This window comes from Rhodococcus sp. NyZ502, assembly GCF_041464245.1.
Lineage (GTDB): Bacteria > Actinomycetota > Actinomycetes > Mycobacteriales > Mycobacteriaceae > Rhodococcus_F > Rhodococcus_F qingshengii.
The window spans coordinates 6,064,803-6,085,173 of sequence record NZ_CP167155.1; the positions used below are offsets into that span (position 1 = coordinate 6,064,803).

Sequence of the window (20,371 nt, forward strand, 5' to 3'; positions counted from 1 at the left end):
GGGCATGGCGACCAGCCATTACGATCACTTCCTGTGAAGTCTTCTCGTTCTCCGATGACGCGCGCTCGTGATCTTGATCGCGTCGAAACGTGCAATGTGTTGGACGCCGCGTACGCCGAAGGGCAGTTGAGCGCGGAGGACTACTTCGACCGGACCGAGAAGGCGAAGTCCGCGAAGACCCTGCTCGCACTCGCACGCCTGGTCAACGATCTGCAGGTGCCGAAGATCGAGACCAAAACGGTGCCTCGGACGTCGACGGCACGAAAGGCCGTGTTCGTCGGTGCTGCTGCTCTGATCGTCGTCGGCGCGATCGCAGCAGTGGCGTGGAGTCGGTCACCGTTGACGCCCTCGGAAGACATCACAGCCAGTTATGCCAGCACTACTTCCCTCGCTCCGCCGTTGCCGACCACCACCCCGGTGCCGGAGCCGACCGTCGAACCGATCCTGATCGCACACATCGACACGTTGACGCCGGAAGGAATCGGCGCATTCATCGAGAGGTATCGAGAAGAGTTCGGTGACATGTTCGTAGACGACGCCAGCTTCCACGGCGACTACTCCTCAGTGAGCCGGGCGGTCCCCGATGCTCCCGCTCTCACCGAGTCCATCAGTTTTCGCGACGGCTTCGAGAGGGAAGTGACGTCCATTCCGCGGCGAGCGGGCCAGCCGACCTTCGACCTCGGTTCCATCCAGATCGACAAGCTCGCGCCGTACATGGTGAACATCGGCGACTATGTCAATGTTTCGGACGCCGCGATCACCCACTTGATCGTGGACGCGAACTACGGCGTCCCGGAGATCGCGATCTATGCAGAGAACGGACTCGGCCACCAAGGACGCATCGAGGTCACGCCGTGGGGCGAGATCTCTCGTTCCTACCCGTACGGGAGCTAGGGTGAGCCGGTGAGTGGGTCCCCGACTACTACCTCTACGCGCACCCGTGCGCGCGACGTCGACCGTTCCGATACCTGCGCCGTTCTCGATACGGCTCTGTCCGACGGACAGATCACGGTCGACGAGCACGCGAACCGAACGGCTGCGGCCATGACCGCGACCACCCTCGGCCAGCTCGATCTGCTGGTCCGCGATCTGCAGAAAGCAACGCTGCGCAACGCCGTCGCCAAAGTTCGTCGTATCGACAAGATCTGGTACCTCGCAGCCGCATCGACTATCTTCGCCGGCCTGATCGGGTACCTCACCTTGTCCGCCGACGATTCACCCCCACCGCCTCCACCGGCTGCAGCCGAACCTGTCGGACCGCTTGCCCCCATTGTGAGTTCGACGCTGAACACGGTCACTGCAAGCGGGATCGGGGAATTCATCACCAGATACAGCGCCAAGTACGGCACGACGCTGATCGATTCCGCCAACTTCTACGACGGCCATGCAAGCGTCACTCGCGCCGCCGCTGTCTCGCCGAATCTGGAGGAGGACATCGACTTTCGTGGAGGTTTCACACCAAGCGAGAGCTCCACATCCCGGGCGGCCAGCACGACTACCTTCGACCTCGCCTCGGTCGACATCGACAAACTCGCCGGATACCTGGCCGGAGCGTCCGCCAATCTCAACGTCCCCGACGCCAAGGTCTCACACATCAGCATGAGTTCGTCGGGCCAAGATCCACGTATTTCCATCTACGTGGACAACGAACTCGGCGCGAGCGGTTCGATGGAGCTGACCCCGGATGGCCGCCCGATCCGCTTGTCTCCCTTCACTCCTCGATAGGCCTCGGACATGCCAAACGATCTGACCCGGACCACCCGTGCTCGCGACGCCGACCGCGAGGCCACCTGCGCAGTGCTGGACTCCGCCTTCGCCGACGGGCAACTCACCGCGGCCGAGCACGACGAATTGACCGAACTCGCCGCGGTTGCAGTTACTCTCGGCGATCTCGAAGAATTGACGTTCGATCTGCAGACCGAGGCGTCCCTACCCGTTCTCCGGAAAGAACCTTCGCTGGACACGCGTTGGATCGCCGTTGTGATCATCGCTCTGTCACTGGTCTCGGCTATCGGTTTCGGAATCAAATACGCCGCGTCCGACGTCACGATCTTCTCGAGCCCCGAGCCACAGTTACACACCGTCGACGGCCTGGGGGCGATGTTCCATGCCATCGAAACGGAGTACGGCAGCGGACTGGTCGACGAGATGACCATCTATCCCACTTATGCACGCATAACGCGCGCCGATCCTGCCGCGCCGCGCAAGAGCCTGGACAGCTACTACCGAGGCGACCTCGAGGACACGACTTCAGGAGGATCACGCGAACCCGACGTGACACAGATCGACGTCAGACAGCTCGATCCTCGCATCGTGATCGCCCTGCTCGACGGCGCCGGAACCACCACCTCCGTGCAGAATCCGACCACGCGGTACCTCATGATCGAGAGCTCCGAAACCGTGCCGACCATCGAAATTCACGTCGGCAACGACCTCGACGAGAGCGGGTACCTGACCGCTGCCCTCGATGGCGAAATCATGTCGATTTACCCGTTCACCCCATGATCTAGCCGTGACACCTTGGTACACGTATCGGGCCGCAGTGTGGTTTTATATATCGGCGCGATATAGTTGGTTATCGCATCAAGCGGTTAGGTTCAACGACTCGGGAGGTTTGTCAGTTGCTCGAACTCGCAATCCTCGGGCTGCTCCTCGAGTCACCGATGCACGGATACGAGCTGCGTAAGCGGCTCACTGGTCTGCTCGGCGCATTCCGCGCGTTCTCGTACGGATCGCTGTACCCGGCACTGCGGCGCATGCAAGCCGACGGATTGATCTCGGAAGACGTCGACACTGCCACCGGCACGCTCAAGCGTCGGGCGCGTCGCGTCTACCAGCTCACTCCGGAAGGTCGGCAACGGTTCACCGAACTGGTCGCCGACACCGGGCCGCAGAACTACACCGACGACGGTTTCGGCGTTCACCTCGCCTTCTTCAGCCGCACCCCCGCAGAAGCGCGGATGCGGATCCTCGAAGGCAGGCGACGCCAGGTCGAGGAGCGCCGTGAGGGGCTCCGCGAGGCCGTCGGTCGGGCCAGCGGATCGCTGGACCGCTATACCCGTCAGCTCCATCAGCTCGGACTCGAATCGAGTGAACGCGAAGTGCGTTGGCTCAACGAATTGATCGCAGCCGAGCAATCGACAACAGGAACATCCCGGAAAGAAGGAGAACCCGACCATGGGTGAGAACAGCACCGCGGTGCGCGTAGCCATTGTGGGCGTGGGTAACTGCGCCTCGTCCCTGGTTCAGGGCGTCCACTACTACAAGGATGCCGACGAGACCCAGACGGTCCCCGGCCTCATGCACGTCAAGTTCGGTAAGTACCACGTCCGCGACGTGCAGTTCGTCGCTGCGTTCGACGTCGACGCCAAGAAGGTCGGCTTCGACCTCTCCGAGGCGATCCTCGCGAGCGAGAACAACACCATCAAGATCGCCGACGTCCCGCCCCTGGACGTTCCCGTTCAGCGTGGCCCGACCCTCGACGGCATCGGCAAGTACTACGCCGAGACCATCGAGCTGTCCGACGCCGAGCCCGTCGACGTCGTCAAGGCACTCAAGGACGCTCAGGTCGACGTCCTCGTCTCCTACCTGCCCGTCGGTTCCGACGACGCTGACAAGTTCTACGCACAGTGCGCGATCGACGCAGGCGTTGCATTCGTCAACGCTCTGCCCGTCTTCATCGCTTCCGACCCGGAGTGGGCTGCCAAGTTCAAGGACGCCGGCGTCCCGATCGTCGGCGACGACATCAAGAGCCAGGTCGGCGCCACCATCACCCACCGCGTGATGGCGAAGCTGTTCGAAGACCGCGGCGTCGTGCTGGACCGCACCTACCAGCTCAACGTCGGTGGAAACATGGACTTCAAGAACATGCTCGAGCGTGATCGCCTGGAGTCCAAGAAGGTTTCCAAGACCCAGGCCGTGACGTCCAACCTGACCGGCGCACTTGCCGGCAAGGTTCACGACCGCAACGTCCACATCGGTCCCTCGGACTACGTGGAGTGGCTCGACGACCGCAAGTGGGCATACGTCCGCCTCGAAGGCCGCGCCTTCGGTGACGCTCCCCTGAACCTGGAGTACAAGCTCGAGGTCTGGGATTCGCCCAACTCTGCCGGCATCATCATCGACGCCGTCCGCGCAGCCAAGATCGCCAAGGACCGCGGCATCGGTGGACCGGTTTACCCGGCTTCCGCTTACCTGATGAAGTCCCCGCCGGTCCAGATGGCCGACGACAAGGCTCGCATCGAGCTCGAAGCGTTCATCATCGGCGCAGACGAAGCTTAATTCGACTCACACTGATTCGGGGTCTTGCGCCAACGGCGCAAGGCCCCGATTCTGTTATCCGCAGGGTGTTTCCGCATCCGCGCGGGTAATCACGCCTGCGGCTGCCGAATTGCCGTGCGGGTCCGGGTGCCGCTCAGCATGGAATGATGGACATCAGAACCATCACACGGATCGAGGACCCCATGTCGATTACGTCGCTGCCAGTGCTCGATCTGTCGCTTGCGCAGAACCCCGACACCGCCGAGCAGTTCCGCACTCAGCTCCGCGAGGCCACCCACGAGGTCGGATTCTTCTACCTGGTCGGCCACGGAATTCCCGACGAACTGCAGCGCCGCCTCCTCGCCGTCGCCCGCGAGTTCTTCGCGCTGCCGACTGCCGAGAAGCTCGCGATCGAGAACGTCCGCAGCCCGCACTTCCGTGGGTACACCCGGCTCGGCGGCGAACTGACCGAAGGCAAGCAGGACTGGCGCGAGCAGATCGACATCGGGGCCGAACAGCCCGCGGCCGAGCGCACCGACACCTCACCGGCCTGGGAGATCCTGCAGGGCCCCAACCAGTGGCCCGACGCCCTTCCCGAACTCCGCGACGTCATCACCGAGTGGAACGACACACTCACCTCGATCGCATTGAGCCTCTTACGCGAATGGGCGGTAGCCCTGGGCCAGGATGCGAACATCTTCGACGACGCGTTCGCTCACGATCCGTCGATCCTCATCAAGGTGGTGCGTTACCCGGGCCGCCCGAAAGGTGCCGGCTCCCAGGGCGTCGGCGGACACAAGGACGCGGGTGTGCTGACTCTGCTCTATGTCGAACCGGGCAAGGGCGGTCTGCAGGTCGAGCACGACGGCGACTGGATCGACGCGCCGCCGATCGACGGGGCGCTGGTGGTCAACATCGGCGAACTGCTCGAGGTCGCTACCGGTGGCTACTTGAAAGCGACTGTGCACCGGGTAGTTTCGCCCGAGGGCGACGGTGAACGTATCTCGGTGCCGTTCTTCTTCAACCCGAACTACGCAGCGCAGATCCCGGAGTTCGACCTACCGCCCGAGCTCGCGGCGCGCGCCACCGGCGTCACCGTGGACGCGAACAACCCGATCCACGATTCCTACGGGGCGAACGCCCTCAAGAGTCGACTACGTGCGCACCCCGATGTCGCGGCCCGCTGGTGGCCGGACATCGTTGCGGCACAAAGCGCTACCTGATGCTGAACTACAGATCCATCGCGACTTTCCACGCCGTGTGCATCGCGCCCTCGATGTAGTCGACGTTCACCGCGTCACCGACCACATGTACGTCGGACACGACACCGATCAGAGAATCGGCCAGTGGCGCCTGCGCCGACACTCCCGACGCGACGACAACCATGTCGGCTGGAGCGGTCAGTGTCTTGTCACCGGAACGGAATTCGACGTGCTCCTTGGTGATTCGCTGCACCGTTGAATTGCGGTGAATGTTCACACCGACATGCTTGGCGTGGCGCACCGCCGTCCAGCGGCGCGGCATCGCCATCGGAATACCCAACTGCTGGCCTTCTTCGATCAGCGTCACATTGCGACCTCGCTCGGCCAGGAACTCTGCAAGCTCGAGTCCGACAAGCGAACCACCGATCACGACAACGTCCTTACCCATGGGCAGGAACTTGCGGGTCACAGCTCGGATCGCCGCGGGGCTCTTGGTGATACCGGACAGCTTGCCCAACTTGGCCATCGTCCGCAGGAACGGCGGTACCTGTGAGACATCTCCCGCTCCGGTCATCAACGCGCGCAACGAATCACCGGTGTGCACATGCGGGAGATCACCGCCCGGAACGCTAGGCCGCTCACGAACCGCACCGGTGGCCACGACTACGGCGTCGGGATTCAGTGCCCGGATCGAGGCAACCGAGGCTTCGGTCTTCAGTCGAACATCGACACCGAGACGCTCGATTTCCACTTTCAACCAGCTGAGCAGACGCCCGTTGTCCGGGGTAGTGAGGCTCGAGAACCACAGGGTGCCACCGAGGCGATCGGACTTGTCCAACACCGTGACTCGGTGCCCACGTTCAGCGGCCACGCGGGCCGTCTCGAGACCACCGGGGCCCGCTCCGACCACAACAATGCGTTTCGGAGTGCTGGTCCGGACGAAGGGGAGAAGCGCTTCGTTGCCGAGCGCGGGATTGACAGCGCACAGCGGCGTCTCGTCCCAGAAGTTCTCCTGCACGCAGACGTAGCAATTGATGCAAGGCCGAACCCGCTCGGGTACACCGTCTTTGAGTTTGTTCACCAGCTGTGGATCGGCCAGGAGCTGACGGCCCATTGCGGCGAAGTCCGTGCGACCTTCCGCGATCATCTTCTCGCCGACCTCGGGGAGCATACGTCCGACGGTGATCACGGGGATCGATATCGCCTGCTTGATTCGCGTTGCATTGTCGGTGTAGTAGCCGACCTTGTCGGGCAGTGGTCCGTCGGTGAAGTTGGCAAAAGCATTCAGCGCGGTACCGGTGACATGAATGGCGTCAGCTCCGGCCTCTTCGAACATCTTCGCGGCCGCAGCAGCCTCGTCGACCGTCAGCCCGTCGGTTTCGCCGTACTCTTGACCGGCCAGACGCACGATGACGGCAAGCGCACCACCGACCTCCTCCTTGACCGCCCGAATGACCTCACAAGCGAGGCGAGCACGGTTCTCCATGGAACCTCCGTACTCGTCGCCGCGCTGATTCGTGTACCGACTCAGGAACGCTCCGAGGACGTAGTTGTGGGCACAGTGAATCTCGACGGCGTCGCCGCCCGCCGCCTTCACCCGTCCGGCAGCCTCGGCGAACATGCGAACCAGCCAATCAAGATCTTCCTTGGTTGCCTCGTGGTACGTAGCCCTCTTGCCCTCGTTGATGGCAGCCATCTTGCCCAGTTCTTCTGGCGTGCAATCGGCCATCGCGCTCATGTCACCCGGCGGCTTCGGCGTGGACGGGACCAACTGCGGTCGGCCGTCGAGGGTATCGATGCGCGCCACCTTGCCGTGGTGTGTCATCTGCACACAGAGCTTGCTGCCTGCGTCGTGGACTGCGTCGGCCAACGCCTTGAGACCGGGGATGAACCGGTCTTCCGAAAGCCCCGGTTCCTTGCGGCTGGTGCAGCCCAGCGGATACGCAACAGCGCAGCAACCGGTGATGATCAGACCCGTTCCACCAGCTGCACGCGCCACGAAGTGGTCGATGTCGCCCTTTTCGATTTCCCCGTCTTCACACAGGTTCATGTCCATCGCAGGGAGAACCACGCGATTGGGCACGGTCATCGGGCCGATGGTGCCTGGTGCGAGCAGGTGCGGAAAGGTCTGGCTTCGGATCGTCACGAGCAGACGCTAGAACTGGACCACGCCCATCCGTTGCCGCACTCCCGATCAACGAGACTTCACGCGCTGTGACGTGCGAGGCACTCGGCTATCACCTCGAGCGCATATTCGAGGTCCGCGGATTCCACTCGCCCGTAGCCGATGACCAATCCGCCGGGGTCTCCGTGCGTTCGGGTGGACTCGACCAGGGTGGGCACTTCGACGCCGTGCAGGAGCGCCTCGCGAGCGACGGTCGCTGCCAGATCCGCGTCGAGCATGAGCGTCGTGTGCATGCCGGCGCCGAGACCCCGCAGTTCACCGAACGATGACAGCGCTTCCTCGACCGCCCGATCACGCTCCCGGTATCTGCGCCGGGCGGTACGCACCGCTCGATCCCATTCGCCGTCACGGAGCAGGGACAGGAGTGCTTGCTGCAGCGGAACCGACGGGAAGTCGCCGATTCGCTTGCGGTGTACTGCTATGCGGTCGACCAGGTCGAGGGGAGCTACCAACCAGCCCAATCGAATTCCGGCGCCGAGCGTCTTGGCAACCGTTCCGAGATACACCACCCGATCAGGAGCCAGCTGGGCAAGCGCAGGCAAAGGCGCTACGTCGTAACGGAATTCGGAGTCGTAATCGTCCTCGAACAGGACGACGTCGCGGGCGCGGGCGAACTCGATCAACTGGTTGCGCCGACCTACCGGAAGCAGCCCACCCGTCGGATACTGATGGGACGGTGTCACATACACGCCACGGAAGCTCTCCGACGCAGTTTCGAGTTGGTCGACACAGAGACCATGAGCGTCGACGGGCACGTCGAGCAGCGACCATCCACAGGCTGTAGCGGCCGAGGACGCATACCGGTATCCGGGATCTTCCATCGCCAGAACAGCACCACGGGTACGCAGAGCCGACAGGGCGAGGCCGAGACCATGCGTGGCACCTGAGGTGATCAGGATTCTCTCGGGTTCAACCGACATTCCGCGGGCTCTTGCCAGTAATTCCGATAGTGCCGAACGCAATTCGTAGTCACCCGCAGGATCGGGATCCTCGAAAGGTGGCGGTTTGGACCCGACGTCACGCCACGCCCGCCGCCACGCTGCCGATGCACGCGGTGGCGTCCACGGCACGCCCGGCCGGAGCTGCACCCTGGGTGACATCTTGTCGGCGGCCTTCTTCGGTGTAGTCGTGGGAGTGACCATGGGGGAGGGCGCCTCGGCAACGAAGGTGCCTGAGCCGTGCACAGCGACAAGCCAACCCTCGGCGATCAACTGCTCATACGCCCGTTCCACGACGCCCCGCGCCACCTCGAGCTCCGCCGCCAGCTTCCGGGAACTGGGTAACCTCAGACCCACTGCCGCCTTACCACTGCGGATATCAGCTCTGAGGTGGTCGGCAATCTGGACCGGGAGCGCCCGCCGATCTGTCCGGTCGAGGACGACGGCTACCGCCGAAGGCAGAAACATTCAGAACCCTCCCGGAAGTGGCAAATCGAAGTGGCCTATCGAAGTCTCCACTGATTGGACCATGACTTGAAGCCACTTTGCCACCAGCATTGTCTGCATGACAGATTCCGTTGTCTTTGCTGCCCCTGCTCCTGCCCCCACTGCACCTATTCCGCTGTCCCCGACAGCACGTACGACGCACAAGCGCGCCCGCCACCACGGCGTCGCAGAACGCGCGGCACTCGTCGACGTCTTGCAGTCCGCGAAGCTGTGCCACATGGGTGTGACCGTCGGCGGAGTTCCCATGGTGTTTCCCACCGCCTACGGGTTCGACCTCGACGGCCCCGACCGCGGCGGATCTATTTATGTTCACGGTTCAGTCGCTTCACGGAGCTTGGCTCCCGACAGCGAAATCTGCATCACCATCACGATCCTCGACGGGCTCGTGTTGGCTCGGTCGGGCTTCCACCACTCGATGAACTACCGCAGCGGCGTCATCATCGGATCACCTCGAGTCGTGACCGACGGCGACGAACGCGTGAAGGCTTTGAATCTGATCGTCGACCAGGTAGTTCCCGGACGTTCCCAACACCTTCGGGATCACACGCGCAAGGAAATGGCGGCAACCATCGTTCTTGCACTGCCGTTGTACGAGGCTTCCGTCAAGGCCCGCACCGGCGGCCCCGGCGACGATGCCGCCGACATTGGTGTCGAAACCGTTTGGGCTGGAGTAGTTCCCGCAGCTACGCACTTCGGTGAACCGATCCCGTCCGAGGATCTCGACTCAGGTGTCGCGCTTCCGGACCATATCTCGACGATGCTCTGACCGCACACGCCGTACACACCGGGGCATGGCTATGCCCCGGTGTGTACGTATTCAGTTGCGCCCGTTCAGGCTGCTGTAGGTGGGCTGTTCCCGCCGATCGGCTGTTGATACGGATCGATCGACATCGGTGGGTAGAATACCGATTTGCGATCCGGGCCGATCTCCACCCGCCACTCCGTGTGGTGCATCGTCCGATGATGATGACCGCACAACAAGATCAGATTATCGAGATCCGTTGGGCCGCCATCGTTCCAGTGAACAATATGATGGGCATCGCACCACCCCGATGGTGTCCCGCATCCCGGAAACGCGCACCCACCATCACGAACCGCCAACGCCCGCCGCTGGGGTACCGTCGCGGTCCTTGCTTCTTTGCCGCAGTCGAGCGGAACACCGTTCTCGTCCAGGAGGATCCGGGTGACGGTGCAGTCGCACGCCAGCATCCGGGCAGTATCGATACTGATCGGGCCCACCCAATCCGCCCACGCGAACCCCAGTTCCTGAGTCGACGGCAAGAGGTCCTTCAACGCCTTGAGGTCTGTCATGTCTTTCGCACTGGCGGTAACGGTGATGTGTGGTTTCACTCCGCCCTCGATCGGACCCAACCCCGCCCGCTCATACCGCCGCAGTAGTTCGCAAAACCCGTCCGCCCGCCGTAGCGCCGGCGTGCGGGCGTCCTTGACCCCGTCCTTCTCCGGCGTCGGCGCCGACAGACTCGACAACAACGTGATCAGACGGGCCCCGTTCACAGCATCCAGGTCGCCCTTCACCGACACGCGCCCGTACAAGCCTTTCGAGGCGTAGAACTCGTTACGCTCCGAATCCTCACCCACCGGAACGCCGTCCTCGCGTTTTCCGTACTGCTTCTCGATCCGCCGGATCGCCGCCCGCACCGCATCACAATCCGCGATGTTCTTCGACGCCAGGCCAAGCAAGATCCCGCGGGCCTTGTCCACATCCGCCAGGGTCATGTTCTTGGGCGGATGCTGACAAAACGACGCAACCTGCCGCGCCTTCAACGCATCAACGTCACCACGGTGAAACGCATCCGCGACAACAGGTTCGAGCATCAACAACCGCGCCAACCCGACCAGCAGACTGCACTCGCCGATCTCCAGATTCGTCGAACCATGCAACCACTGCGCGATCGCCCGAAAACCCTTCCTGCCGAGAACCTCACGGGAAAACATCTCCACGATCAGCAACACCATCCGCGACTGCAACTCGTGCCGGACACGCACCAGATCCAGAACCTCACCCTTGAGGCCCTCATCATCGAGTTGCCACGCTTCCCGACTGTCCATGCCGAAAGTCTAATCGAACATAGTTTCGAATACAAGGGATGGAGAACCGAAACTAGATGCTAATCAACAACTTTCGCATTCCAGGCGAAACGGGCAGGTTCTTGGGTCGCGGGAGTTGCCGCAACTCCGCCACCGATAAAGGGCCGGACAAGATCCAGCGGCAAGGGGAAGACAACGGTGGAGTTGTTCTCACTACCGATCTCGTGAAGCGTCTGTAGATAACGCAACTGCAGGGTGGTCGGATTGCGGCTGATCACCTCGGCCGCCTCGGCGAGCTTGGCCGAAGCCTGAAACTCGGCGTCGGCGTTGATGATCTTGGCTCGCCGCTCTCGTTCGGCCTCTGCTTGCCTGGCGATGGCGCGCTGCATGTTGGCCGGAATCTCGACGTCCTTGATCTCGACGGTCGTGACCTTGACTCCCCACGGCTCGGTCTGCTGATCGATTACCTTCTGCAAGTCCTCGTTGAGCCGTTCACGTTCGGAGAGCAGCGAGTCCAACTCAGCTTTACCGAGAATGGAGCGCAGTGTGGTCTGGGCGATCTGTGAGGTGGCGGCCAGAAAATCCTCGACCTCGACTATCGAACGGTCAGCGTCGACGACCCGAAAGTACGTGACGGCGGTGACCTTCACGGGGACGTTGTCGCGAGTGATCACTTCTTGGACCGGTATCTTCAGCGTGACGGTTCGCAGACTGACCCGCTCCATACGATCGATCGCCGGCACCAGAATCACCAGACCAGGACCCTTCAAGGTGATCAGTCGACCGAGGCGGAACACCACCGCGCGCTCGTACTCGCGCAGAACTCTCACCGACATGCCCACAAGGACTGCAATCAGCACGACAAACACGGACAACACGACAAGCACGGTGGTCATAGCGGCAGCTCCCACGGTTCACGACGGCGCACTTTCAGAGTCAGGCCTCGAACCTGCTCTACGACGACGGATTCGCCCACGGCGGGCACAGAATCGTCGTACCCGAATTCCATTCGAGCACGCCATAATCCGCCGTCGAGCTCGACCTGACCCTGCGCACCGGTCCAACTGCGAACGGTCGCGTCCGAGCCGACAAGAGATTCCGTCCCCGTACGCACGGGAGCGCGGCGCGCGGTAAGCGCTTTTCGACTCGCTACCGCCACCACGCCCAGGCCGACTACCGCGACCCCCGCCGTCACCGGAATCGCGATCAATTGCCCGATACCGTCGGACGTGAAGAGCATCCACACGCCGGCACCGATCATGAGTGCTCCAAGCACACCGAGCACCCCCGCGGTTGGGGCATGCGCCTCGACCACGATCAACAGGACGCCCAGCAACAGGGCAACGACACCGATCGTCGTCATCACTCGTCTCCACGCTCGCGAGGACGCGGTCACGTCGCGTAGCCATTGTGCGATCGCGCCCTCGACTTCAACGGTAATCACGTTCGGCCGGATCTGCCACAAGCGCTTTCACATCACGTCAGAGAAGGACCTCACCGATCTGTCGTGCAGTCACCTTGGCAAGATCGGCGAGGAACGGAATCCGTTCGTCGATCATCAGCTCGACCGGACCACGAAGCCCGAGAGCGTAACGCACAGTGCCAGATCCATCGATTATCGGAATTCCGATCGTTCGGAAATCCGGGGTCAACTCCTCGTCGTTGAATCCGTATCCTCGCTCACGAGTCAGTTCCAGTTCCCGGCGGATACCGGCGACATCGGTGATCGCACGCTGAGTGGTCGCTTCACGTGGCAGCGCAGCCAGCTCGGAATCGTCGACATCGGACCAAGCCAGAAAGGCTTTCCCCAGTGCGCTCGCATGCAAGGGAAGGCGGACACCCTGCAGCACGTGCCCGTCGGCCTCGCGCCACCGACTGAATCCGAGCAACACCACCTCACTTCCGCTTCGCACTGCCAGGGAAGCGGATGCTCCTGTCGTCGCGGCCAATTGCTCCAAATAGGGCTCGGACAGATAGATCCGATGCTGCCGGTAGGAGACCTGTCCGTAAGCCGCCAGCGCCGCGCCGATGCGATACCGACTGGTTGCGTCGTCCTTCTCGAGAAATCCCGCGTCGACGAGCGACTGCAGCAATCGATGCGTGGTGCTGACCGCAAGCTCTTGTCGCCGCGCAACTTCCGAGACTCCCAGTTCTTCGCCACTGCGAAAACATGTGAGCATGGTCAGGGCACGGGTTACCGTCTGAACTCCCGCGCCGCGTGCGTCCGTCACGAACGATCCTTTCGCTGTGGCCTGATCGACCTGAGAATCGGACGCTAACACGGACCCAGCAGTCCGGCCATCCTTTCCATCAGATGGAAAGGAACCGAGAGTGGAGCTACAAAAGCCCAGATGAACAGACTTCCGATGTTGTCAAGATTTCCAATCTCCAGAAAACAAACGGGGGTAAAACGGACAGGCACCCAATAGCGTCATCGTCGTCAGTTCTGACGATTCAACGCCTGAAGGAGCCACATACATGTCCCGCTTCCGCCGACTGCCACGAGCTGCCGCTGCGCTCGCCATGATCCCGCTGGCCGGGTTGGCGGTGGCGTGTGGGTCTTCCGATTCCGACAGCGCCGCAGGCAATTCCAGCGCAGACTTCACGCTCAAGGTCTTCGATCCCGGAAACTCCGGTGCCATCGCCGTCGGCAAGCGTGACGGAACCTACGACGAGGCGCTGGCACCGCTGGGCGCAAAGATCGAATGGGTCAAGACCACACCGGGATTCAGCTCCAACCTCAAACTCTTCAACAGCGGTGAACTCGACATCCAAACCGGCGCATACAGTCCCGTCGTCGGCGCACTGTCCAAGGACGTGGGTGTCCGCATCTTCGCCACGTCCGACCCGTACAACAAGGACCAGGCCGGCATCATCGCCACTCCGGAGTCCGGCATCAAGACCGTCGCAGATCTGGCCGGCAAGCGCATTGCCGTCAACCCTGCAGGCAAGGGCGAGTACATCACGCTCAAGGCTCTGACGCAGGCCGGAGTGCCGATCGATTCCGTCGAACGTGTTCCGCTGCAACAGGCTGACGCGGCGTCGGCATTCTCCACCGGGCAGGTCGACGCGTGGGCATCGTTCCTGATTCCGTATCAGGAGGCCAAGGCCAAGGGCGCGGTCGAGATCGCAACCGAGGCGAGCATCGACTCCGTGGACAGCACCATCATCGCCGGCCGCACCGTAGTACTCGAAGCGCATCCCGAAGTGGTCCAGAAGTTCCTCGAAGTCACCCAGGAACTCACCGCGAAGCAGCAGGCCGACCCGGCAGCATTCGAGAACGTCTTCGAACAGACCGGTCCGCGCGCACTCTCCGGACAGCGACTCGACGACGCGATCACCCTGGGCGGCCAGATCACCAACTTCCGCTACCCGACTGCAGCCGACGCTACCGACCTCGAATCGATCTCCACGTTGTTCGCCGACAACAAGGTGATCCAGCAGCCGATCAAGGGCAGTGACGTGATCTTCGACCTCCAGGGTGCTGTGGCAGGTTCGGCAGCGGCAGCGCCCACCACCGAGGGGAAGTGACCCGATGGTGACGCTGACCCGGCCCGCACGAACTGCGTCGCCGTCAGTGGAGCATCCCCAACTCGAAACGCCCCGCTACCGCCGCAATCGCAGCAGGCCCAAGTGGGTCTCGATCCCACTCCGCTTCCTCGTGCCCGCGCTGCTGGTTGCCGGATGGTGGATCGGATCCGCTACCGGACTGATCCGCGAAGAGATCCTGGCCGGACCTCCCGCGGTGTGGACGGCATTCGCCGAGCTGTACCAGTCGGGTCAGTTGGTCGACTTCGGCCTCGCGTCGCTTCAACGTGCCGCACTCGGTGTTTCGGTCGGTGTGATCGTCGGATTGGTGCTCGGGGTTCTGTCCGGTCTCTCCTCGCTCGGCGAAGAACTGATCGACTCGACCATGCAGATCAACCGCGCGGTTCCGTTCCTCGCGCTCGTTCCGTTGTTCATCGCCTGGTTCGGTATCGACGAAACCTTCAAGGTAGTCCTGATCGCCGTCGCGACCGTCGCCCCCATGTACGCGTACACCTACCTGGGAGTGCGCGGAGTCGATCGCAAGATGGTGGAAGCGGCACAAGGTTTCGGCTTGACGGGTTGGCGACTGGTGTTCGGAGCGATTCTTCCGACCGCCCTCCCCGGTGTTCTGATGGGGCTTCGAATCTGCCTGTCGCTCAGCATCACCGGATTGATCGCCGCCGAGCAGGTCGGCACACGTGAGGGCATCGGATATCTGGTCACCCTGGCGCAGGAATACAACCGCACCGACTACATGGTTCTGTGCATCGTCATGTACGCGGCACTGGGACTCATCTTCGACGCAATCGTCAGACTGATCGAGCGGTACTCCATGCCGTGGCGGAGATTGTCGGTGGCGCGATGACGAATACAACCATCGGCTCGCTGCCATCCACCGAAGCACCTCTGCCGCCGTTGGCAGCCCGTGAGCGGACCGGCACCACTGCGGCCGAGCGACGTGCCGGATCACCGGTAGCGGTCTCGCTCACCGGAGTGCGTAAGTCGTTCGGTGACAAGACTGTTCTGGGCGGTATCGACCTCGAGATCACACGCGGAGAGTTCGTCGTTCTCCTCGGCCCCAGCGGCACCGGCAAGACGACCCTGTTGCGAGTGCTCTCCGGTTTGGAAGCACCGGACAGCGGCGAGGTGCTGGTTCCGCGCGACCGCACGGTTGTCTACCAGGAACCGCGATTGATCCCGTCGAAGCGAGTTCTGGCCAATGTCACAGTCGGACAGAAACGGTCACGTCAGGTGACCGACAATGCACGCAACGCACTCGCCGAGGTCAACCTCGCGGACAAGCACCGCGCCTGGCCGGCCACCCTCTCCGGCGGCGAGGCCCAACGCGTCGCACTGGCGCGCGCTCTGGTTCGCGAACCTGAACTATTACTGCTCGACGAACCGTTCGCAGCCCTCGACGCTTTGACCAGGCTCCAAATGCAAGACTTGGTAGGCGATCTGGTCGCCCGCCACCGTCCGGCAGTACTGCTCGTCACGCACGACGTCGACGAAGCCGTACGACTTGCCGACCGTGTGCTCATCCTCGACAAGGGCGGGTTTGCCGTGGATGTCGACATCGACCTGCCACGCCCCCGCGATCGGAACGATCCCGAATCTCTGCGCTACCGAGCGAGTTTCCTGAAGGAACTCGGCGTCGGTCGCACCTTCCCCGACGGACAGGACAGTCATGACATTGATCGCTGATTCCGCAATCGACACACTCTGGTACACCCGCTGCCCCGTTCCCACCGCCAGCGGCCTCGCCAACAGTCTCGGTTGGCTCGACCGGACGGCAAACGAATCCGGAGTGCGTTTCGGCGTACTGCAAGATGCCGGACCGGAATTGGCAGTGCGCCATTTCGATCACCACCTCTCCGGACTCATTCGCGAAGGCGGCAACGTCCCCGCACTGGCCGCGCGTGCCAGTGGTTCTCCGACGAGGCTCATCGGGCTCACCTGGATCGACGAGGCCCAGGCAATCCTGGTGCGCGGAGACTCCGACATCCGAGAAGCCGGTCTTCTGGCAGGCGCTCGGATCGGCATCCCGGCCTGGGCGGCAGATCAGGCCAGGAGCTTCCCCCGTGCCATGGCCCTGCACGGCTTCGCCTCCGCACTTCGACTCGGCGAGTTGAGTTTTGCCGACGTCACTCTCGTCGAGGTTGCGACGACGGCGGCCCCCGAGGTCCGCACCGCCTCGTCCACCCGCAACACGACGTGGGGCGTCGAATCCCTGCTACGCGGCGACGTCGACGCAATCTACGTCAAGGGCGCCCGAGCCCAGGAAGTTGCCCGCGAACACGGTCTCGCGGTGGCCGTCGATCTCGATTCCACTGCATCCCTGCGTGATCGCGTCAACAACGGCACCCCACGACCGATCACAGTTCACGCCGATCTACTCGAACAGCGCCCGGACATCGTCGTGGGTTTCCTTGCCGAGAGCCTGAGAGCGGCGGACTGGGCCGCAGCCAACATCGACGAGGTCCGAGCCGTTCTGCAAACCGAAACACAGTCGGGGCCCGAAGGTGTGGTGGCAGCGTACGGCGAGAACTTCCACACCGGACTGCATTTGAGCCTGTCTGACGAGCGTGTGGACCTGCTCGGCGTGCAGAAACAATTCCTGTATGCGCACGGCTTCCTTGCCGCCGACTTCGACCTGCAGTCCTGGGTGGCGCACGAACCACTGGAACAGGCACGCAACCTTGTTGCGCAGAAGGGCACAGCAGAATGACGGACGTCTACTGGGAGCTACCGTCTCGCGGTGACGGACGCCGGGCGGTGGCCGCACTGAACAGTCGCGGCGGATTCGGGCCGCAGCGACCGACTACCGTTGCGACCGATGTTCGTCCCGGAAACTTCGGGCCCTTCGACGAATTGGCACAGATCGTTCTCGCAGCCGAACTGTCGGGCGTCGACGGCGTTGTCGCATCGTACGATCCGAATGGCGAAGAGTCCTGGATCGTTGCTGCCGCCGCCCTACGTCAGACGCGTCATTCGCGAGTGGTCGTGGAGTTTCACCCCACTTTCGGCACCCCCGTCTACGCCGCCAAAATGTCGGCGACACTTCAGCGCCTGTCGGCAGGTCGTCTCGAATGGCGAGTGAAGGTAGAGACGGACCCCGAAGACGCCGCTGCTCGCGGCGACGTGGTTCGAGGAGCCGACCGCTACGCGCGCGCCGCGGAGTTCCTGACCGTCGCCCGTGGCGTATGGAACGAGGAGCAGATTCTCCCTGGCGGATTCGGCGGCACGGGTTACGACTTCGACGGCGAATACTACGACGTACTCGGCGGCGGATTCCGAGGCATCTTGTCGGGACTCCGTTTTCCCCGAGTGCATCTGACCGGGGACTCGCCGGAAGCTCTGGAACTCTCGGCCCACCATGCCGATGTCCATCAGTTCACCCTTGCCGGCGACGAGTTGTCGACACGGATCACCACCCTCGACGACCGAGCATCCGAACTCGGCAGGACCGTCGAGAAGGTCCTGCGCATCCCGATCATCGCGAGGGAAACAGCGGACGAAGCCTGGGCTCGCGTCGAACGGCAACTGAGAGAAGCCGATTCCGCTGCACTCGAGATCGATCGGGGCGGCATCCTGTGGTCCGGATTCGACCGCATCGGCTACGAGCACAGTATCGGCCTCGTCGGAAGCTACGAGGAGGTGGCGCAGCGATTGTCGTCGTATCGCGATATCGGCGTGGACGGTTTCGTCTTGTCCGGTCGGCCACACATCGAAGAGCTGCACCGGGCGGGCGAGCATCTCCTGCACCTGGTCGATCCCGAGGGTCGGATTCGCAAGGAAGAGAAGGCCACCACAGAAGAGAAGGCCACCGCATGAGCATCGATTTCTATTGGCGGATCGGGATGGAAGGCGACCACGCGTCGCTGCGTACTCCGCGTCGCTACAACCGCGGCGATGCCGGTGGATACGGGCCGGGCAACATTGCTCCCGCGATCCGCGGCGGCGAATTGGACGGATACAGCTACATCGACCACATGGCCGCGGTGGCAAAGGCTTCCGAGTCCGCAGGGTTCCTCGGTGGACTGCTGCCGTCTTTCCCGATGACCGAGGATCCGTGGGCGACCGCAGCAGCGTTGGCCGCCGAGACCACCACCTACCGTTTCATGGTTGCGTTCCAACCAGGGTTCCTGCACCCGGTCCAGGCCGCGCGAATGTCGGCCAGTCTGCAGCGCGCAACCGGCGGACGTCTGGTTTACAACATCATCAGTGGTGGAGGCGGAGCGCCTCAGCTGTGGTGGGGCGACAAAGTCGACCACGACGATCGCTACACCAGGACGTCCGAGTTCCTCGATGTCCTCAAGGGTGTGTGGGACGGTGAACCTTTCGACTTCGACGGTCGCTTCTTCCAAACCCACGGCGCCGCACTGCCAACCGGACTGGCCGGCCAACCGTTTCCCGAGGTGTACTTCTCCGGATCTTCGGCCGCAGCCGTCGCCGCCGCCGGACTGCACTCCGATTACTACCTTTCCTGGCTGGAGCCGTACGCCGATCTCAGAGCCAAGATCGACGGTGTGCGGGAGAACTCGGCCAAACTGGGACGCACGCCGAAATTCGCCGTACGCATCGACGTCGTAGCCCGGCACACCGAAGAAGCCGCGTGGGCCGAGATCGAGAAAGGCTGGGCCTTCGTCGACAAGGGGGCCGCCGACCGTGCAGCCCAGGGTGACTCGGTGGGCGCCGCCCGCATCAAAGGCTGGGTACCCGAACACATCACCGGCTACCGAGATCTGGAAGTGCAACCCAACGTGTGGTGCGGCTTCAGCCTCATCCGCGGCGGACCGGCGTTCGGACTGGTCGGCAGTTACGAGCAGGTCGCCGAAAGACTCGACGAGCTGCGCGAACTGGGCGTCGACGCCTTCATCCTCGCCGGTAACCCGCATCTCGAAGAGGCATACCGCGTCGGCGAAGAAGTTCTTCCCCTCCTGCAGCGCACCCCGATCACACCTTCTGGACTGGAGACTCGATGACCACCACCGAAACTCGACTCGACACCGATACCACAGCATTCGTCGAAGAGGCGCGTAAAGCAGCGGACAAGGCATTCGACGTCTTCCGCAAGACCGGAACGGTTGCAGCCAACGGGACCGTCAACTTCGTCGAACGCGTGCCCGGCACCGAAATCGCAGTTGCACTGAACGATCCGGGACCGTGGGCGGATGACCCGTCGGTGTCACCGGTTGTCGCCACCTTCGATGGAGAGGTGCTGTCCGGCAACGGATCGGCCGGTTTTGTCACCGGCTACGCGTCGGTCTTCCGTCAGCATCCGGAAATCACCAGCGTTGTCCACATCCACACACCGTGGCTCGGCGGTTGGGCACAGACACATCGGACGCTACCCATCCGCTATGCGGCTTCGCAGAGGCTGACGCTCTCCCGAGAGATTCCGCCGCACATCGATCGGTCCCGTTCTGCAGGCGATTTCATTCTCGAGCGTCTCGAACACGATCCCGATCTGGTGGCGATCTTCGAAGCCAACGGCGGGGTCAACGTCATCGGCCGCAGCGGGTTGCTCGACCTCGCGAAGTTCGTCGTCCTCCTCGAGGAAGGCGCCCAGTTCCAGACGATCGCCGAATCCCTCGGCGGTTCGGTTGAATTCGATCCATCCAACCTCGTCGTGCAGTGGGGCCGTAGCGGACTCGCCGACGAGGCGCGTCGACGCGGCCTCATCTAGCCACCCCCATCAC

The 20,371-nt window shown here is 62.9% G+C and carries 20 protein-coding genes; 14 read left to right on the plus strand and 6 right to left on the minus strand.

Translation table 11 applies throughout. The features are described 5' to 3' along the window. Positions 1-54: 54 nt before the first annotated feature. The 6 genes from ACBG85_RS28140 (at position 55) to ACBG85_RS28165 (ending at position 5,483) form a co-directional block, all read left to right on the plus strand. A complete protein-coding gene (locus ACBG85_RS28140) occupies positions 55-894 on the plus strand; it encodes a DUF1707 domain-containing protein (protein ID WP_372025632.1) in 840 nt (279 codons plus the stop codon). A gap of 9 nt (positions 895-903) precedes the next feature. Next, a complete protein-coding gene (locus tag ACBG85_RS28145; protein ID WP_075834979.1) occupies positions 904-1,725 on the plus strand; it encodes a DUF1707 domain-containing protein in 822 nt (273 codons plus the stop codon). Positions 1,726-1,734: 9 nt separating this feature from the next. Beyond that, entirely contained in the window at positions 1,735-2,505 is a 771-nt protein-coding gene (locus tag ACBG85_RS28150) for a DUF1707 domain-containing protein (protein ID WP_064689044.1), read from the plus strand. Between the two features lie 116 nt (positions 2,506-2,621). Next, a complete protein-coding gene (locus tag ACBG85_RS28155; RefSeq protein WP_003946014.1) occupies positions 2,622-3,185 on the plus strand; it encodes a PadR family transcriptional regulator in 564 nt (187 codons plus the stop codon). Next, complete coding sequence (locus tag ACBG85_RS28160) at positions 3,178-4,281, plus strand: inositol-3-phosphate synthase (RefSeq protein WP_003945979.1); 1,104 nt, start codon at positions 3,178-3,180, stop codon at positions 4,279-4,281. Before ACBG85_RS28155 ends, ACBG85_RS28160 begins: the two co-directional genes overlap by 8 nt. 143 nt (positions 4,282-4,424) lie before the next feature. Beyond that, positions 4,425-5,483 carry an isopenicillin N synthase family oxygenase gene (locus ACBG85_RS28165; protein ID WP_019746062.1) on the plus strand — a complete coding sequence of 353 codons (1,059 nt, stop codon included), beginning with the start codon at positions 4,425-4,427 and terminating at the stop codon, positions 5,481-5,483. Positions 5,484-5,490: 7 nt separating this feature from the next. Here ACBG85_RS28165 and ACBG85_RS28170 read toward each other — a convergent pair whose 3' ends face one another. Both ACBG85_RS28170 and ACBG85_RS28175 read right to left on the minus strand, forming a co-directional pair. Beyond that, the gene (locus tag ACBG85_RS28170) at positions 5,491-7,608 is read right to left on the minus strand and encodes an FAD-dependent oxidoreductase (RefSeq protein ID WP_372025635.1); all 2,118 of its coding nucleotides are present in this window, start codon (positions 7,606-7,608) and stop codon (positions 5,491-5,493) included. 59 nt (positions 7,609-7,667) lie between these two features. Next, positions 7,668-9,053 (minus strand): PLP-dependent aminotransferase family protein, encoded by a 1,386-nt coding sequence (locus ACBG85_RS28175; protein ID WP_372025636.1) that lies wholly within the window; start codon positions 9,051-9,053, stop codon positions 7,668-7,670. A 97-nt stretch (positions 9,054-9,150) separates the two neighbouring features. On the opposite strand from ACBG85_RS28175, the gene ACBG85_RS28180 reads away from it, so the two are divergent. Continuing rightward, complete coding sequence (locus ACBG85_RS28180) at positions 9,151-9,858, plus strand: pyridoxamine 5'-phosphate oxidase family protein (RefSeq protein WP_019746065.1); 708 nt, start codon at positions 9,151-9,153, stop codon at positions 9,856-9,858. A 65-nt stretch (positions 9,859-9,923) separates the two neighbouring features. Here the strand turns inward: ACBG85_RS28180 and ACBG85_RS28185 are convergent, their stop codons facing one another. The 4 genes from ACBG85_RS28185 to ACBG85_RS28200 all read right to left on the minus strand — a co-directional run bounded on the left by ACBG85_RS28185 (position 9,924) and on the right by ACBG85_RS28200 (position 13,372). Further along, complete coding sequence (locus tag ACBG85_RS28185; protein ID WP_372025638.1) at positions 9,924-11,162, minus strand: DUF222 domain-containing protein; 1,239 nt, start codon at positions 11,160-11,162, stop codon at positions 9,924-9,926. Positions 11,163-11,221: 59 nt separating this feature from the next. Beyond that, complete coding sequence (locus ACBG85_RS28190) at positions 11,222-12,037, minus strand: slipin family protein (RefSeq protein ID WP_003946040.1); 816 nt, start codon at positions 12,035-12,037, stop codon at positions 11,222-11,224. Continuing rightward, entirely contained in the window at positions 12,034-12,504 is a 471-nt protein-coding gene (locus ACBG85_RS28195) for an NfeD family protein (RefSeq protein ID WP_054781168.1), read from the minus strand. The genes ACBG85_RS28190 and ACBG85_RS28195 overlap by 4 nt, the downstream gene beginning before the upstream one ends. Before the next feature lie 118 nt (positions 12,505-12,622). Then, positions 12,623-13,372: an IclR family transcriptional regulator gene (locus ACBG85_RS28200; protein WP_030537941.1), complete on the minus strand. Its 750-nt coding sequence runs from the start codon at positions 13,370-13,372 to the stop codon at positions 12,623-12,625. A gap of 247 nt (positions 13,373-13,619) precedes the next feature. Between ACBG85_RS28200 and ACBG85_RS28205 the strand changes: the two genes are divergently transcribed. The 7 genes from ACBG85_RS28205 to ACBG85_RS28235 are packed head-to-tail and all read left to right on the plus strand — an operon-like array spanning position 13,620 to position 20,358. Further along, positions 13,620-14,672 carry an NrtA/SsuA/CpmA family ABC transporter substrate-binding protein gene (locus tag ACBG85_RS28205; protein ID WP_064113624.1) on the plus strand — a complete coding sequence of 351 codons (1,053 nt, stop codon included), beginning with the start codon at positions 13,620-13,622 and terminating at the stop codon, positions 14,670-14,672. Positions 14,673-14,676: 4 nt separating this feature from the next. Beyond that, entirely contained in the window at positions 14,677-15,534 is an 858-nt protein-coding gene (locus ACBG85_RS28210) for an ABC transporter permease (protein ID WP_003946011.1), read from the plus strand. Next, the gene (locus tag ACBG85_RS28215) at positions 15,531-16,373 is read left to right on the plus strand and encodes an ABC transporter ATP-binding protein (protein WP_007735504.1); all 843 of its coding nucleotides are present in this window, start codon (positions 15,531-15,533) and stop codon (positions 16,371-16,373) included. Before ACBG85_RS28210 ends, ACBG85_RS28215 begins: the two co-directional genes overlap by 4 nt. Then, a complete protein-coding gene (locus ACBG85_RS28220) occupies positions 16,357-17,397 on the plus strand; it encodes an ABC transporter substrate-binding protein (protein ID WP_007735503.1) in 1,041 nt (346 codons plus the stop codon). The genes ACBG85_RS28215 and ACBG85_RS28220 overlap by 17 nt, the downstream gene beginning before the upstream one ends. Continuing rightward, positions 17,394-18,503 carry an LLM class flavin-dependent oxidoreductase gene (locus tag ACBG85_RS28225; protein WP_372025641.1) on the plus strand — a complete coding sequence of 370 codons (1,110 nt, stop codon included), beginning with the start codon at positions 17,394-17,396 and terminating at the stop codon, positions 18,501-18,503. Before ACBG85_RS28220 ends, ACBG85_RS28225 begins: the two co-directional genes overlap by 4 nt. Next, positions 18,500-19,654: an LLM class flavin-dependent oxidoreductase gene (locus tag ACBG85_RS28230; protein WP_007735501.1), complete on the plus strand. Its 1,155-nt coding sequence runs from the start codon at positions 18,500-18,502 to the stop codon at positions 19,652-19,654. Before ACBG85_RS28225 ends, ACBG85_RS28230 begins: the two co-directional genes overlap by 4 nt. Then, positions 19,651-20,358, plus strand: coding sequence for a class II aldolase/adducin family protein (locus tag ACBG85_RS28235; RefSeq protein ID WP_054781166.1), 708 nt, complete (start codon positions 19,651-19,653; stop codon positions 20,356-20,358). Before ACBG85_RS28230 ends, ACBG85_RS28235 begins: the two co-directional genes overlap by 4 nt. Positions 20,359-20,371: the final 13 nt, after the last annotated feature.